Origin of the sequence: Paenibacillus pseudetheri, from assembly GCF_924513355.1 — a bacterium.
Classification (GTDB): Bacteria; Bacillota; Bacilli; order Paenibacillales; family Paenibacillaceae; genus Paenibacillus_AQ; species Paenibacillus_AQ pseudetheri.
The window spans coordinates 17,449-34,518 of the sequence record NZ_CAKMAB010000044.1; the positions used below are offsets into that span (position 1 = coordinate 17,449).

Genomic DNA, 17,070 nt, shown 5'->3' on the forward strand with positions numbered 1-17,070 from the left:
ATCACAAAAAAACAGTTCCCTTAGGAACCGTTTAGAAAACTAAACGCCATACTCACTACCTTTACTAACCCGCTCATTACAAGGACAAAATTTTCAACGAAAATCTAAGTTGCCAAGAAGCACCGCCATCTTTAGTTACATATAACGATGAATAATCGCGTTCGCGAACGGCTAACCAGCCTTCTTTATTACTAGTGAACGAGATTACTCCTTCATACCCAGCAATCGCCGGAAGATTGGTCCACTGCTTGCCACCGTTATATGTGCGTCCTACCGCTACTTTTTCTGCTGCGTCGGAATAACCCACCAAGAAGGTCGTATTGTTCCCTATCAGCTCCAAATTTCCCGGTCTGCCAGACGCAGGCCCCTTATTTACTACAGCTTTTCCACTACCCGGAGAAGGTCCACCCCCAGCAGTTTCCTGGGCGATCACTCTATTCCAGCTTTTCCCCTTATTCGTACTTGTATATAGGGAATATGAGGTTTGACTCATCCCTGAGCCGCCAAAGAGAACCACATCAACTTGATCTCCCTTTGAAGTGATTTGCCCATACTCTGGATCGGTAAAGGCTACTTTTAACGATAAACTCCAAGTTTTACCACCATCTGCGGTCTTCATTACCCGGTAGCTGGTTCCAGGCACAGTTACAACGGCCCAGCCGGTATTACGATCACTGAAATAAGCACCATGTGTATTGGATGGGGTTGAAATCTTACTCCAGCTAAGTCCCCCGTCCTTGGTGTAATACGTTGATGCCCTGTTATACCCGAAACCAGTCTTACTGTCGATAAAATCGATTCTTTCAAAACTAACAGCTTTATTCGAAAGTCTTTTCCATTCTGAACCACCATTAGAGGTGCTGATTAAATATTGAGCTTGACCGTCTTCTACAGAAGCAAGGGCAAAACCATGCACGTTATCGGGAAAATCAATCTGTTTAAAGCTCCATTGGCCTTCATAAATTTCTTGAAAATTGCAGCCTCCATTAGAAGTGCCAATCATAAATCCATTGCCTGCTGCCCGTCCGATATCCCCATTCAAAAACTGAACATCAGAAAAGGTAAGCGGTGTGGATACGTCTCCTGAATGCTTGTTTTGCAGAGACTGTAGTAGCCCATGATCTCCAGTGCCGCAAGCCGCTGGTGTGGCCGATGCCGCAGCATGTACAGAAGAAGCTGATGCACCCCATCCTGAAACCATTATTAGCGTCGCCGAAAGGGCGGTTATTGTCGTTCTGTGAATCTTTTTCGTCCAGTTCATAGTGACACCTCCTATTGTATATATACCCTCGCTTTCAATCTCTACTCTTTTATACCTCCTGAAGCACGCATAATCCACCATTGAATAGTCACAAAATGGAAACAGTTTGTCATCTCCTATTTAAATCTCCTCCGGCGATAGTCCCTTTAACAGATCACCTAGTTATACAATGAATATCCTTCCAGTTCCTTTCCCATAATACAAGGAGAAGGGAGTCTGGTGCCATGTCACGTGAATCAACGAGTCCACCCAAACGAAAAAGCCGCTTCCGCCGTTTATTCCGGCTGCTGGTAGCCATGATTATATTGTTTCTACTGACTACGGGAGCTCTGCTCGGTTACCTATACCAAAAAGATCTCCCCCCCATTGGGGACGATGTGCGCTCCAAGCTACTAGACTCCAGGGGCAATATTCTTGCCACCTTTACCTCAGACGGGCGTAGCCGTGAACCGGTCAAACTAAGTCAAATTTCTCCCCTGCTCATTGAAGCCACGCTAGCCGTCGAGGACCGTAAGTTTTACGAGCATTCCGGATTTGATATGAAGGGAATGGCCCGGGCCGTGCTCGTCAATCTGGAAGAGGGAAACCGAACGCAAGGGGCTAGCACGCTAACTCAGCAGCTCGCGAGAAATCTTTATCTATCACACGAGAAGACATGGACGCGCAAAGCTAAAGAAGCCTTGTATACGATGCAGCTCGAGATGAAATACAGCAAAGATGAAATTTTGAACATGTATTTAAATAACATCTACTATGGTCATGGTGCCTATGGCATTGAAGCAGCCTCTCAAATGTATTTTGGTAAATCTGCGGCAGATTTAGACTTGGCAGAGAGTACCATGCTAGCTGGGATTCCAAAAGGACCAACCTATTATTCACCTTATAATCATTTAGACAACGCTAAAAAACGCCAAAAAATTATTTTGACTGTCATGGCTAATCTAGGAGAAATCACACAAGAAGAAGCGGGGCAGGCTGTTCAGGAGGACTTGAACTTAAAACCACAAGGCCAGAAAGATACCACTGTGGTTGCACCCTATTTCAAAGATTATATCCGCAATCTGGCCACAGAATCTCTTCACATCAGCAGTGATGAGCTGGAACAAGGGGGACTAAATGTTTACACTACCCTTGACCCTGACATGCAGCATGCCGCAGAACAAGCAGTCGACAAAGAGATGGATCAAAAGAGTGATCTGGAGACCGCTCTTGTTTCCATCGATCCTCGCACTGGCTACATTAAAGCAATGGTCGGCGGAAAAAATTATCGTACCAACCAATACAATCATGCTCTAGCCACTACACGTCAGCCTGGCTCTTCCTTTAAGCCGATCATGTATTTAGCAGCACTCTCTTCTAAAGAGATGACTGGTCTTTCCGTTTTCAAAAGCCAGCCAACGATGTTCCATTATGATAACAATCGTAAAACCTATCAGCCTCGGAACTTCGGGGATAAGTATCTGGGCGAAATCAATATGCGACAAGCCATTGCAGCATCCGACAATATCTATGCTGTGAATACGATCATGAAGATCGGCGCGGATAAAGTGAGCGAGATGGCAGCCAAGATGGGCATTGACAGTCCGCTTCAAAGCGTGCCGTCACTGGCACTCGGCACCTCACCGATCAGTCCGCTAGAAATGGCTGCGGCATTCACTGTTATTGGAAACAGTGGTCAGAAAATGCCAACCACAGCCATTCTGAAAATAACGGATTCCAATGGTATGGTACTGTATGAAGCACCACAGCCAAAGGGCGAAGCCATTGTAGAGCCTTCTGCCGCCTATGTATTAACCCGTTTAATGGAGGGGGTATTTGAGAATGGGGGGACAGGAAATCGCGTAGCTTCTATAATCAAACGTCCGGTAGCCGGCAAGACGGGAACTACAGATACAGACGGCTGGATGGTAGGCTTCACCCCTGAGCTATCCACTGCAGTTTGGGTTGGATATGACAAGGGGCGCGACATCACAACTACCGATGGTCGACGGGCAGCTCCAATTTTTGCGGAGTTTACTGAAAAAGCGCTGGAAAATATCCCACCTAAGATTTTTCCCATTCCAGATGGTGTAGTCAGTGTATACATCAATCCCCAGTCCGGCAAGCTAGCTACAGCAGACTGTCCCGAAAAAGAACTGGAGACTTTCATTAGTGGAACTGAGCCTACCGAATACTGTGATCAACATGGCAAAGCTCCCGCTGTCGATGATGCACAAAGCAAAGTAGATCCTGCTGAAGAAAGCCGTTCCCTGTGGAACAATATTAAACGCTGGTGGTTGAATTAACCTCTTCATTAAATGGAGAGGTTTTTCTTTATTATTACTTATTTATTGTAGAATCGATAGGATGGATAAAACTCGATTTTCACTTCTCCCACAAAGGATGTAACCGCTTCATTAATTGTATTCACCCCATTCTCTTAACTCACAATTACTGCTATAATAGTTAGTAGCAACCAAAATATAAAGATGTAAATGAGGGACATGGGATGAAGGATACAGGCATGATCCGGAGTTTAGACAGTCTTGGGAGAATTGTGGTTCCCGCAGAAATCCGTATGACTCGTAATATCGACATTGGTGATCCTATCGAATTTTTTATATTAAACGATAACACCATCATACTCAGGAAGTACACCTCGACAGAATGTACGTTTTGCAGAAGCCACGACCATGTCACCTACTATAAAGAGCAATTTATTTGCAGTAGCTGTCTAAAAGAAATTGCCGATCCTGAACGCATGTCTCAAGTGCCTGAGGCGCGCCAAGATTTTGCAGGCGAAGTGTCAGAGCACAGCAGCACGATCCGGAAGACGAAGACAGAGGATATGTGCCAACGCCTGGAGCGGGCCATAGAAGAACATCCATATGCCAATCAGAAAGAGCTTGCTGAAATTCTTGGGATCAGTCAAGCCAGAGTAAGTCAACTCAAACGCAAACTTAGTACGGCAGGCAAATTGTAAACTAATTCATTGTGTTCAATTCAAAAAGGCTTCGACTCTCCTATTTCAGGATGTCGCAGCCTTTTTTCTGTATCAGGTAATCTTGACCGGGTGATTCGTTTCTACTCAGTCAATGCAGCCTTAAGCTCATCGGAGGACGCAGTCCACCATGCCTCATTATGAGAGATCAAGAGGGATTTGAGGGCAGCTTTTTCAACTGCGCCAAGCCCTCCCACATCGATTTTGCGTTTTAGAGCAGCATCCAACTTATTGACATGCTCGGCGAGAATTTTCCATCCGCGACGCGCTTCCGTATCGATCCACATTTCACAGGCTGTTATTCCACCATAGAATTGACTATCCTGTGTACGGTCCACTGCTACCCATACCACCCAAACCTGTCTACCATTAGGTACATCTTCACGGTTCATGGAGAATTTAATACCCTTTTCAACCTTACTCTTGGCATGCATGGCACCGATATCAATGACTGCTTCACCGCCATCAATAATGACAGGTGATACGTTATTGAGCTCTATAGAGCCTGCTCCAAAGCCTTTATGTTTACTTTTGGCATTCACAATATTTAAGGCAATCTGTTTCTTGCCCTCCGGTTGTATGTTGTCCACGAGTGCACACCCTTCCTCTTACGAATAATTTAATTTTAGCTAATAATGCGGCGATTGCAAACATATACATCCCGTAGATGCTTGTCACGGGAGGAATCACACTATGAAGTCACTGTCATTAAGGTACATCATCATCTTTGCGACCCTGGCCACCCTCGTGCTATTAGGAGGCATATGGGTCTATTCGGGGGAGAACTCTACATCTTCTGTTACTAGCTTTGTTTCAAAAGAGGCCAAGTCCTCAAACGGCACAGCTCCTGCGGCTGCACCACAGCAGACACTGCCTGATAGCGCCCCCGTTCCAGCAAAAGAGGCATTAAGTCAAAGAGTTGCCGAGTATCACATTAATGTTCAGCTTATTCCTGATACAGAAACCTTAATCGCTTCTGAGACGGTAACCTGGACACACCCCGGTGCAAAACCGGTAAGTGATCTATATTTTCATATGTATCCAAATGCCTTTTCTTCACCAGATACTACCTTTATGAAGGAGTCCGGAGGAACGCTCAGAGATGACACCATGCCAGAGAACGGCTTTGGAAGTATGACTTTAACCGATTTGCGCACATCAGAAGGAACATCACTAATGCAAAGAGTGCAATTTGTACAACCCGATGATGGTAACGTCAACGATAAGACACTCCTAAAGGTACATCTCCCACAGCCAGTTAATGGTGGAGAAAGCGTCACGCTTAGACTCCAGTATGAGGTCCAGCTCCCCAAAATATTTGCCCGTATGGGCGCATCAGGCAATTTCGTGATGGCTGGGCAATGGTTCCCTAAGCTTAGTGCATACGAGCCTATGGGAACACGTGGGGTTAAGGAAGAGGGCTGGGATTTGCATCAATATCACGGCACCTCTGAGTTTTACAGCGATTTTGGTATCTTTAATGTAACGATTGCGGTTCCTTCCGACTATATGGTAGCTGCGACCGGATTTCCTGTGAAGAATGCCAAGCTGAAGCAAGATCAAAAAATATATCAGTTCTACGCTGACGATGTCCATGACTTTGCTTGGGCGGCATCCCCTGATTTTACAGTAGCCGAAGAAGCCTTCTCTACGCCAGAAGTGCCTGGTGTACGGATTAAGGTGTATCTCGATCCATTGCACAAAGACTTAAAGGAGCGATACCTTCAGGCCGCGAAGGCTGCTCTAACCTACTTCAGCAAATGGTATGGTCCTTATCCCTACTCGACTCTGTCTATTATCGTTCCGCCTAAGGAGGGCAATGGGGCTGGTGGAATGGAATATCCTACACTCATTACAGCGTTTGGAGCCAAAGACTCTTCTCCTGACACCTCACTTGAAAGAACCGTCGTTCATGAAATTGGCCATCAATACTTCTACGGTATGGTAGCCAGCAATGAATTCGAGGAGGCCTGGCTAGACGAAAGCTTCACTTCTTATGCTGAAGACAGACTCATGGAGCAAGAATATGGCATCAAAACGAATCTCCCACTTCAGTCCAGCTTGGTGACCAAATCAGAGCCGCTAAATTTAGAGACATGGAAATATGCCGGGGCAGAATCCTATAGCCGAAATGTGTATATTCGCGGAAAGCTAGTACTCAAGGATATTGAACGCCAAGTAGGCACTAAAGCAATGAATAGCATCATGTCCACTTACGCACGTAAATTCCGTTTCCAGCACCCCACTACGTCTGATTTTCAAAAAGTCGTTGAGAAGGTAACCAAAAAATCGTGGCAGCCTTATTTCGAAGATTATATTTATGGTGGTGGTGCTCCTGATTTTTCAGTAGATACGATTACGATGAAAAAGAATGGCAACAGCGATGCTCAGAGCTACGAATCCATAGTGAAGATTACAAACAAAGGAAGCCATTACGTTGACGTTCCCATTAAATTCACATTCGCCGATGGCTCTGCTACAGAGCGGGTTTGGAGCGGTGAAGGAACAGAGGCTACATTCCAATTGTTAAGCGATAAGCTTCTTCTCTCTGCTGAGGTTGATCCTGAGCATACCGTTCTTTTAGAAAACAAACATCTTAATAACTTCAGACTGGCGGAAATAGAGCCTAAAACGCTCTCCCGCTGGACATTAAGTGTAACTAAACTAGTTGAAACCGTGCTCGGAACTCTTGTCTGGTGAGGTGAATGATTGTGAGAACATCGATAACCCGCGGCTGGCAAAGCATGAAGGAGCAATTTTATATTCTGATTCTGCTCTTCATCTACCGACTGCTCTGGGGCTACTTTATGTACGGCTTCATCCGGTCTGCTATCGTTCCAATTCTACTGCGCTATCCAGATAAAGACGCTGGAGGCAGCGGTATGGGCAGACTACTCTATTATGTCGAAGGCCAGTTCAGCTTGGACACAGATCCTACGATACGTACTTGGTTATGGATGTTCCTAGGGCTTGTTGTCTTACGACTGCTACTCTCCCCCTTCATAAGAGCAGGATTACTGCATGAACTCCATCAGGAGCGAAAAGGAGAGCGTGGCCTGTTCTTTTTTCCCGGTATGAAGCTTTATGGCTTTCCAGTGTTTATCTTCAGTCTAATCGAATGGGTGCTGGGTCTACTTCCGTTATACTGGCTTGCTCCAAAAATGTACGGGCTATTCTTATCCTCCTTTCTGAACTACTCTTTGTTACTTCATCTAGTTCCATACGTATTGGCATGGCTTATATACATCTTTATCGTGCGCCTGTTCCTTCTATATATGCAGTTTGGTTATACCAGCGGCACGGGGATGTTCTCCTCCTTATTCATTTGCTTGAAGTCGCTGATTCCAGCAATAGGCATTTCAATCATACTTGGTGCAGCAGGCCTGGTCCTTTTGCTAGTGTGCGGAGTAACGGGTATCTACTGTCCTGGCCTACCAGCACTTCTTATTCGTCAACTTTCATCACTGCCCTCAACACTCTTCAAAATGTGGGGAATTTCAGCTCAATATCATCTATGGCGCAGTAAAGCATTTCCACAATAATTTGAAGCATTACAGAACATAATATAAGAGTCCCGGTTCCTGAATCAGGAGCTGGGACTCTTTCGCGTTATAGACAAATTATGAGGATTTGCAAAATCGTAAAGACTTTGTTACAATAAATCCTGTTCCATTGGTAACAAGTTTGTAATCATTTGAAACGATTTCTACATAACTTCATGTATTTGTCGTAGTCTTGTCGATAAGTCACTGTCTGGTGCATAAAACGCCGAATTCCTTGCACCGGGAAGTGGGGGAACCATATTTTGGGTGAATTGATCTCGCTTTGCAGTGATCATAGGGGAACCTTCTACCGAATCCTTAAGCTAACCTCACAGGCATTGGAAGGGGTACAAATTTTTTGAAGAACTTAAGAAAAGCATGCGTCGCTGCGGCGCTAGGACTTGTGATGGCGTTCTCTATTGGTGGAGGAAGTGCCTTTGCAGACTCTAAGATGGACAGTGTTATTTCAAAGACTGTTGGAGTTGCCTATAAAACCGGAGGCACTAGCACTGCCGGGTTTGACTGTTCTGGATTCACTACGTATGTATACAAGAAGGTGGGTCTTTCTTTGCCCCGTACTTCAAAAGCTCAATATAATGTCGGAACTCCTGTTGCCAAAAGCAAATTGCGTTCAGGTGACCTGGTTTTCTTTAACACATTGGGCAACGGCGTATCCCATGTCGGCATTTATGTTGGAAACGGAAAATTCGCACAATCATCATCTTCATATGGCGTGACCATCACTTCACTTAGCCAGTCCTACTGGGCCAATCGCTACGTTGGTGCTAAAAGAGTAATGAGTACTTCCTCATATCAAGCTGTAGCCTACGATTAATACTTCCCCACAACTATAACCTCACAATTACATTATATAGACCTGGGTTTGATTATTGACTTAATCGAATCCAGGTTTTCTCTTGCCTTACTATATTCTTTACACCACTAGAACGGACTTTAAACACTTTTATTTGATAAAAATTTCAATAAATACAAAAATTAGTTTAATATTATCGCTTACATATGCATTTTGTCTTTAAAAAAACGAATTTTTTTGCATGATTATGTTAAAAACGATTGCCAAGCGGCACTCTGTTTGTTACAATAACTGCAGTAAGATTTTAGTAACATTTTTGTAATCATTAAGTTGTTATTTACAAAGGTTTTGTCATGTATTGATTACAAGCTATCCTAATCAACAGTATCAGCCGAGTTTCCTAACTATTAGGAAAACGGGGGAACCAACTTTGGGTGAATTGACCTCCATTTTTAGAGGGGTCATAGGGGACCTTCAACCGAACCCTTAAGCTAACCTCGTAGGCATCCGGAAGGGGTATAAACTTTTGAAGAAGAAGCTAGCAGCAGCAGTACTTAGCTTTTCCATTATTTTCACCATCGGAGCAGGAAGCGCTTCCGCAGATTCCAAAATGGATAAAGTGATCGACAAGACCATCGGAACTAAGTATGTATCCGGCGGCATCTCCACAAATGGATTTGATTGCTCCGGATTTACAATGTATGTGTTTGATAAAATTGGTATCAACCTACCACACCAATCAGGTTCCCAGTATCAAATGGGTACTGCTATCTCCCAGGATGATTTAAGATCTGGAGATCTTGTATTCTTTAATACAAGTGGTAAGGGTGTCTCCCATGTCGGTATTTATGTCGGTGAAGGCAAGTTTGCACATGCATCTTCCTCACGCGGTGTAACGATTAGCTCCCTGAGTGATAGCTACTACGTGAAACGCTACATCGGTGCTAAACGGATTATGAGCACGGATGCTTATCATTCTGTTGCTTCTGAGACAGAAGATAATGATGATGTTCAATAAGTAAATCGTACATAGGCTCTTTTCCAAGATGTTGATTCTTGGGGAAGAGCTTGTTTTTTTGTCTTATTTAATATTTACCCCTCTCAGAATTTGTAAAACATGTTTCTTTTCATGACCTATGCAGTTAAAAATAAAATTATACGATTATTTTGGCCATCGCATTATTTAATGCTTCTTGGGGTTACACATAAACATCATAATTACCAGGTGGTACCTACGAAAATGCATAACCTAAGTCTTTAAAGGATTCAGACAAACTTAACCCAGCGTGTGATCCTGCATATCACGTTTCATCCCGAATTGTCTTTCATATAGTTCTTTATATACTCCATCCCTCCCTAACAGGTGTTCCTTATCACCTTCTTCAGCAATCCGTCCGTCATTTACAACGATAATATGGGATGCGTTATTAATCGTTGAAAGGCGATGTGCAATAACTATACTTGTCTTATTCATCAATAAATAATCCATTGCCTTCCGAATATAGTACTCTGATACCGCATCAAGAGATGAGGTTGCCTCATCCATTATTATAATTGGTGGATTCTTCAGCAGAACCCGAGCTATAGAAATCCTCTGCTTTTCCCCTCCAGACAATTTAACTCCACGATTTCCAACTACTGTATCATATCCATTAGGGAGATTTATAATGAACTCATGAATATAAGCTGCTTTACAAGCATTTATCATCTCTTCTTTCGGAGCACTGTAATTAGCATACTGTAGATTTTCCTTTATGGTTCCATTAAAAAGATAAGTCTCTTGAGTAACAAGACCGATTTGAGAGCGTAACGATTGCAAAGTCAGCAGACGGATATCGATACCTCCGATGGTTATGCTCCCAGAATCAATATCATACAAACGTAAGATTAAGTTAGTAATCGTCGTTTTGCCCGATCCGCTAGCACCGACTAGTGCAGTCATCTTTCCGGCGCTTGCAATGAAAGAAATATTTTGCAGTGTCGGATTTCCATTTTGATAGGAAAAGGTAACATTCTGAAATTTTATGTCTTTAATGACATTATTCTCAATGGCAACTGCATGTGGATGATCGTTAATCTGGAGCTCCATATCGAAGTACTCAAAAATACGTTCGAACAGAGCTAAGGATCTTTTTATATCGATATACAGACTAGTCAATTGATTAACCGGACCATAAAGTCTTCCCAGTAATGTTACGAAGGCGATAATAGCTCCGATAGTTATCTCTCCTTGAATAAACAAATATCCACCATACAAATAAATAAGCATCGGGCCAATACTTGTAAAAGTAGTCATGACCATTATGAACCAACGCCCAGCCGTCGACTCCCTAATTTGTAAACGTGCCGATTCAGCGTTAACCGCTTTAAAACCTTCGTATTCCTTCTCTTCTCTGGTAAATAATTTCATCAAAATATAACCGCTGAAGCTCAGTGTTTCCTGGATAATTTGATTTTCCTCTGACATCTTCTCTTGAGTCTGTTTTGCAAGCTTCCAGCGGATCTGACTCATTTTACGAGTAGGAAATATAAACAGAGGAACAGCAAACATGCCTAACAGTGCAAGTTTCCAATTCATCATTATTAGTGCAATAGCTGTGCTAGATAAGACGAGGATGTTATTGAAAAAGCTTACAACCGTGCCATTAAATACGCCCTGTATTCCTGAGATGTCGCTCGTCATTCTAGTAATAACTTCACCTTGTTTGACAGTAGAAAAAAACTGTAGCGGCATTTTTTGCAAGTGTCTGTACATTTGATTTTTCATATCATACACAATGTTTTGAGAGATGAATGCATTTAAATAACTTTGCCAAACCCCTAATAAGCCAGAAACCATTGTCGTAGTCAGGGATGCGATAACCAGTAAACATAAGAATCTTAAATCTTTCTCTGGAAGAGCCTGATCGATAATATATTGAATGAAGATGGAGGGCAATATTCCAAGCGAAGAGGTTAGACATAATATGACCATCACAAGTAGCGTATGCCTCCAATAAGGCTGAAAATACTTAGATATTCTAATAATCAATGCTTGATTAAGTTTTATTGCACTTTCATGATCATTAAACTTCATACGTCCCACTCTCATATTGCGATCCCATCCTCACTTGATGAAGTACGTAAACTTAACCCTACTACTCGATTGATATATTTTATATAAAAAAATTGTAACGGATTAGGATTTATGTCACTGACTACACTCACTTACAACTATTAGTATTTTAATTACATATTATGGATTGGAGGCTTAGCTATGAAACTAAATCTTTTTACTACAAATGCCTGTAATTTGAACTGTACATATTGTTACGAAAAAAATAAAAATAACTTAAAGATGTCCATATCTATCGGAAGACAAGTTATAGATTTCTTTTGGGGAAAAGTCAAGGATGGCATTTTTAATATTAATTTTCATGGGGGAGAGCCCCTGATTGAGTTTAGCCTCATAAAAGATTTGGTCCAGTACATAAATGAAAAATCCCGAGACCAAGAACCCCACTTCATCATCGATTACTCATTAACTACAAACGGCACATTAATCACCAAAGAAATTAGCTCGTTCTTTAAAGAAAATAAATTCAATATTCGGTTGAGCCTAGACGGCAATCAGGAGGCTCAGGACCTACATCGAAGAACTCACGGCAATCAAGGAACCTTTGACAAGGTTATTCAAGGAGCAAAATTACTGAAGGAAGATCATATTGATTTTGCCGTAAGAATGACCGTAACACCGGATAATGTTCACTTTCTTGTAGATAGTGTGATATGGCTGATTAATAATAACTTTGAAAAAATAAATATTGTCGCCGATGCATTTGCAGATTGGGATAAGAACTTTGTAATTCTAACAAACTCATTCAAGCGCATTAGAGATATATATTTAGAAGCTAGAAAAGAAAAACGGATCGTTATTAATCTTTTTGACGGGAAGTACTCTTCCTATATGCTCCATAATCCTCCGTTATTTTGTAATGCCGGTTCGGGCAGCTTTGCAATCAGTACATCAGGTCTAATCTATCCATGTGTTTATGTAGTTGACATTGAGGAGTTCTGTATTGGCGATCTCAGTAGAGGAATTTCCCCATTAAAAAGAAAGCGATGCATCGAAAGTTGTTTGAAAAGAGAGGATAGCTGTGGCGACTGTACCATCCAGGGCTTTTGTCACGCTAAGAAATGTGGATTCCTAAACTATTCCACAACCGGATATCTAGACGATCCCAATCCCTTCTTATGTAAACATGAGAAACTATTGTACAGGATGATCAGTGAGGTATTTGATCAACTCTATGGGTGGAAAGATCATCAAATCATTGGAATGCTCAATAAATTAAAGACATTCCCCCATATAAAGGCCAATGAGGATATTGAAAAATATCTATTATGAAAGGGGTTTTTATGACAAAAATGGATGAATATAGAGTCGCGCTGATTGTTCCTTTATTTTGTGAGCAGCAGGATTTCTCAGATATGGTTGTTGAGTATTTAGGATTTGGTTACATAGCGTCCTATTTGCGGAATAAAGAGATCTTAGTAGACATCATCGATCCATTTGTTCAGAAGCTCACTTCTGAAGAGGTTGTAGCAAGGGTATTACACGGGAATTACAACCTTTTAGGATTCACGCTTATGTCTTCTGATTACCTTAACGGTATGCAGAAAATTCTGAACCAGTTACCTATTGATTTCATCTCAAATGTTCACATCATGGTTGGAGGATATTATCCGACCTTTCAAAAACAAAAACTATTTACAGTCGAGCCTCGAATTAATTCATTAATAGTTGGAGAAGGCGAAGTTACTATAGCTGAACTTGTCGATAGACTAAGAACTAAAGAAGACCTACGCGGTATTACGGGATTAATTTATACGGAAGGAAACGACATTGTTACGAATAAAAGTCGGGCGTTAATGTCAGAGGAAGAATTAGATCGACTGCCGCTTCCTGCCAGAGATCATATTGACACCATTATCAAGAATAATGGCAGTATTCAAATTTTATCAAGTAGAGGATGCTTCGGGCAGTGCACCTTCTGTGCTGTTAATGTTTTTTATGATGAACAGCCCGGCCGAAAGTGGAGAAGTAGAAGTCCAGAGAGTGTAGTTAAAGAAATTGAGGAACTTGTATCCAATTACAATATTACTTATCTGCATTTCTCAGATGAGGAATTTGTTGGACCTGGCAAGAGAGGTAAGGAACGCGCAAGGAAAATTGCCGAATTAATCTTAAAAAAGAACATTAATATTCGATTCAGTATGTATTGCCGAGCAGATAGTGTTGAGGCGCAAACCTTTGAAATCTTAAAACAGGCAGGACTAGATAGTGTCTTCCTTGGTGTCGAGTTCGGTGTACAGAAGTTATTGGATTATTACAAAAAAGGGATTACTTTGGAACAAATTAAGAAGGCACTTTTCACTCTAGAATCACTAAAAATCAAGATCAAAATTGGCTACATTATGTTCGAACCAACGATTGATTTGGACTCTTTTAGGGAAAATTTAAAATTTTGCTATGAAAATACGAAGTTTACATTGAGAAGAGTAGTGAGCCAGTTAGCAGTCTACCCAAATTCAAAAGCGTACTGGACATTGCATTCGGAGATTGAAATGGATGAACAGATGTCTTTTGATAGGTTGTTTGGAGATCACTATAAATATAAATTCAAACACAAAAAAACTAATTTCTTATACAGAATACTAAAAGAATGCTTGGGTGTAATCTCGCCTTCTAAGAAATACCTGGAGATATTGAAAGAAACATCATTAGGTAAACGGGAAATTATGATTAAGGACTGGGCAACTGATGTGTACAAGATGATTGATGCTATTGCCGCTACCCTTATTTTGGAAACGAACTTATCTGAAGAAAATTTTAATAAATACTGCTCATATTTTAAAAACGAACTACTGCTGTGGGATTCGGACAAGCATAAACTAGCCGTAGTTAACCAAAAAAGGAGGTGATAAAAATGGAAAACGAAATCCAAAATAATTTATCCTCTGCAAATGAAGTTGATGAAGAATTAGAAATCGAAGGTTATAGCACTTGTTATACTTCCGGCGCTATGTGTTTTCATGATTGCTTTTGGTCCACATCAATATTTTCTGAGTCTGATTAATAACTGAAGCACCATGCCGTTCGGATCCCTTGCGATAAGAACGGCATTCTTCTTTATCTAGTTGATTAAATGAGAGGATTCTATGAGAAAAATTAAAATCGCTTTAATCGATAGCGGTGTCGACATGAATCATGCCTGCCTATCTTCTAGAAATATAACGGGAATCCGAATAATTGAAGAACATGGGGATATAAGTTATAAAAATTTCATTTTTGATTCTAATGGACATGGGACTGCTCTAGCAGGAATAATTTACGATAAATGCAGTCATGTGGACTTGCTAAGTATCGCCATTTTGGACAACAACCTTAAATGCAAATTCAAGGTTTTAAAAGAAGCAATACATTTTGCCATTGATTCTAATGTCCATATTATTAATTTGAGTCTAGGGACCGTAGTTGATAGGCATCGGGAAGAACTACATAATCTTTGTAAAGAAGCTGTAAATAAGGGCATTCACATTGTTGCAGCTTTTAACAATAATACTAGTACAAGCTATCCCGCAGAATTCATGGATGTTTTTGGTGTGAGGAACGAATATATCATAGAAAAACAGGGATTTATTTTCGATTCTAATAGCCTTAATGTCTATACCAATGGCTTCAAACAGAAAGTCTATTCAAAAAACGATACAACTCTCTATTTGTCCGGCAATAGCCTTGCTTCGGCACATTTCTCTGGCATCTTAGCGAGTATTATGTTTACGGAGGAACGTAAGGATCGGGAGTTCCTTATCAATTATCTTACTGAACATAGCATGCGATTATCTACCGTCAAAAAGAATAGGAAGGAAAGCCTGGGAAAAATATTGGATATTCAAAAGGGACTGCTCTTCCCTGTAAATGAGGAAAACATTAACCGTATACGATTACATCAAAATGGTGACCCGGACATTGTTGGACTATTAGATTATAGGTATTTTCAATTCGACCATTACTGTGTTGAAACACAAGAAGGTATAAAGAACATTAAACTTTTCAGGAATATTGAAGAGGGACTAAAGGATGCCGATGCTCTGCTTATTGGAGACATTAGCTTTATTCCCCCAAAAGAAAGACACGACTTAGTGGTTAACTTAATAACATCGGCGATAATGCTAGGGAGGAATGTATTTACTAAGGAGTTGCTCCATACCGACGATTATAAGGATTTATATGATTTATCAGTAAAACAAGGGACTTTTATCAAATCTAAATATCTTTGATCTTTAAATCTTCTGTAATCTTAATAATCAGTGCAGGGGGAGCTTATGTATAAAGTTGAACTGGAATTATTGAAAAACTGCAATTTACATTGCGCATATTGCTATCAGACTCATTCCAATCAAAAAATGGATCCGGATATCGCAAAAGAAGCAATAGACTTCGGCATCAAGAATGCTAAGGAACTGCATGCAAAGCAACTTTTAATAAGTTATTTTGGGGGAGAACCTCTTCTGCGTATAAATCAGATTAGAAGCTTAACCGAATATGCCATATCATCAGCGCAATTGCATAATATAGATGTATTTTTTGAGATAACAACAAATGCGACCTTATTTAATCAAAATATTAATAACTTTTTCATCGAGAATAATTTCTCATTAAAAATAAGTTTGGATGGATCGCAATATTATCATGATTTAAATAGGTTAACCATAAACGGCGGAGCAAGCTATGAAGCGATAACAAAAAATATGGATTCTTTTATTACGTATCAAAGAACACTTAAGAAACCCGTGCAGGTAAGCATGGTTATTAGCAAAAATACTTATCAAGGATTCTTTTCAAATATCAAACATCTACTTAGCCTGGGATTCCGACTATTTGATACTACAATTAACTTTAATGATAACTGGTCTTTAGAAGAATTTAAGCAGTTAAAAATCGAATTTGAAAAAACTGCTGATTTTTATGCACAGAAAGCTAAGTCTGGGCAATGGTTCTGCTGGACCTTTATTGACAAAGGGATTAAACCTCAGTTAAGAACTAGGAAGAATTATTTTTGTGGAGCAGGAGCCACTAGTGTATTTGTTAATACAGCCGGTGACCTCTTCCCTTGCTTTGCTTGTTTTAAGGATGAAGCACTTATCGGAACATTAAGTGATGGCTTTCGAAACAAGAGCGTAGAGAGGTTTAAACACTACAAACGTAATTTATCAGATACATGCCTAAAATGCGAGATCAAACCCTATTGCACAGTTTGTGATTGTTTAATGATGAATTTGGAGATGACCGGGGATTTTCATAACGTTCCTATGATATTTTGCGAGCTTGAGAAAATACGATATGAACTAATTCAAAAACTGCTATTAGACCCTGAATGGAACGAAGCATTTAAAAAAGTTACTATACCGAATTAAGGGGGCAGATGTG

Annotated in this window: 14 protein-coding genes and 2 riboswitches; of the genes, 11 read left to right on the forward strand and 3 right to left on the reverse strand. The window is 40.8% G+C overall.

The genetic code is table 11. The annotated features are described in order from the left end of the window. Window positions 1–76: 76 nt before the first annotated feature. Window positions 77–1,261, reverse strand: a complete 1,185-nt coding sequence (locus L1028_RS26305; protein WP_234540928.1) for a WD40/YVTN/BNR-like repeat-containing protein — start codon at window positions 1,259–1,261, stop codon at window positions 77–79. Between the two features lie 224 nt (window positions 1,262–1,485). On the opposite strand from L1028_RS26305, the gene L1028_RS26310 reads away from it, so the two are divergent. Beyond that, window positions 1,486–3,546: a transglycosylase domain-containing protein gene (locus L1028_RS26310; RefSeq protein WP_234540929.1), complete on the forward strand. Its 2,061-nt coding sequence runs from the start codon at window positions 1,486–1,488 to the stop codon at window positions 3,544–3,546. Between the two features lie 203 nt (window positions 3,547–3,749). Then, window positions 3,750–4,223, forward strand: a complete 474-nt coding sequence (locus L1028_RS26315) for an AbrB/MazE/SpoVT family DNA-binding domain-containing protein (RefSeq protein ID WP_234540930.1) — start codon at window positions 3,750–3,752, stop codon at window positions 4,221–4,223. 101 nt (window positions 4,224–4,324) lie between these two features. On the opposite strand, the gene L1028_RS26320 is transcribed toward L1028_RS26315, so the two are convergent. Continuing rightward, the gene (locus tag L1028_RS26320) at window positions 4,325–4,831 is read right to left on the reverse strand and encodes a YwhD family protein (protein WP_042183958.1); all 507 of its coding nucleotides are present in this window, start codon (window positions 4,829–4,831) and stop codon (window positions 4,325–4,327) included. A gap of 103 nt (window positions 4,832–4,934) precedes the next feature. On the opposite strand from L1028_RS26320, the gene L1028_RS26325 reads away from it, so the two are divergent. The 4 genes from L1028_RS26325 to L1028_RS26340 all read left to right on the forward strand — a co-directional run bounded on the left by L1028_RS26325 (window position 4,935) and on the right by L1028_RS26340 (window position 9,615). Then, window positions 4,935–6,941 carry a M1 family metallopeptidase gene (locus L1028_RS26325; protein WP_234540931.1) on the forward strand — a complete coding sequence of 669 codons (2,007 nt, stop codon included), beginning with the start codon at window positions 4,935–4,937 and terminating at the stop codon, window positions 6,939–6,941. Between the two features lie 11 nt (window positions 6,942–6,952). Next, complete coding sequence (locus tag L1028_RS26330; protein WP_234540932.1) at window positions 6,953–7,783, forward strand: hypothetical protein; 831 nt, start codon at window positions 6,953–6,955, stop codon at window positions 7,781–7,783. 214 nt (window positions 7,784–7,997) lie between these two features. Continuing rightward, a riboswitch (cyclic di-AMP (ydaO/yuaA leader) is annotated at window positions 7,998–8,136 on the forward strand. A 53-nt stretch (window positions 8,137–8,189) separates the two neighbouring features. Then, complete coding sequence (locus L1028_RS26335) at window positions 8,190–8,618, forward strand: C40 family peptidase (protein WP_234540955.1); 429 nt, start codon at window positions 8,190–8,192, stop codon at window positions 8,616–8,618. 358 nt (window positions 8,619–8,976) lie between these two features. Beyond that, window positions 8,977–9,118: riboswitch (cyclic di-AMP (ydaO/yuaA leader) on the forward strand. 5 nt (window positions 9,119–9,123) lie between these two features. Continuing rightward, window positions 9,124–9,615, forward strand: a complete 492-nt coding sequence (locus L1028_RS26340) for a C40 family peptidase (RefSeq protein WP_234540933.1) — start codon at window positions 9,124–9,126, stop codon at window positions 9,613–9,615. Between the two features lie 258 nt (window positions 9,616–9,873). On the opposite strand, the gene L1028_RS26345 is transcribed toward L1028_RS26340, so the two are convergent. Then, a complete protein-coding gene (locus L1028_RS26345) occupies window positions 9,874–11,688 on the reverse strand; it encodes an ABC transporter ATP-binding protein (RefSeq protein WP_234540934.1) in 1,815 nt (604 codons plus the stop codon). Window positions 11,689–11,853: 165 nt separating this feature from the next. Here L1028_RS26345 and L1028_RS26350 point away from each other — a divergent pair, with 165 nt between their 5' ends. From L1028_RS26350 to L1028_RS26370, 5 genes are all read left to right on the forward strand, one after another. Then, on the forward strand, window positions 11,854–12,984 hold the full coding sequence (locus tag L1028_RS26350) for a radical SAM protein (protein ID WP_234540936.1): 1,131 nt from the start codon (window positions 11,854–11,856) through the stop codon (window positions 12,982–12,984). Between the two features lie 11 nt (window positions 12,985–12,995). Beyond that, window positions 12,996–14,561: a B12-binding domain-containing radical SAM protein gene (locus L1028_RS26355; protein ID WP_234540938.1), complete on the forward strand. Its 1,566-nt coding sequence runs from the start codon at window positions 12,996–12,998 to the stop codon at window positions 14,559–14,561. A 5-nt stretch (window positions 14,562–14,566) separates the two neighbouring features. Then, window positions 14,567–14,716: a hypothetical protein gene (locus tag L1028_RS26360; protein WP_234540940.1), complete on the forward strand. Its 150-nt coding sequence runs from the start codon at window positions 14,567–14,569 to the stop codon at window positions 14,714–14,716. Between the two features lie 82 nt (window positions 14,717–14,798). Continuing rightward, entirely contained in the window at window positions 14,799–15,920 is a 1,122-nt protein-coding gene (locus L1028_RS26365) for a S8 family serine peptidase (protein ID WP_234540942.1), read from the forward strand. 45 nt (window positions 15,921–15,965) lie between these two features. Further along, complete coding sequence (locus L1028_RS26370; protein ID WP_234540943.1) at window positions 15,966–17,057, forward strand: radical SAM/SPASM domain-containing protein; 1,092 nt, start codon at window positions 15,966–15,968, stop codon at window positions 17,055–17,057. Window positions 17,058–17,070: the final 13 nt, after the last annotated feature.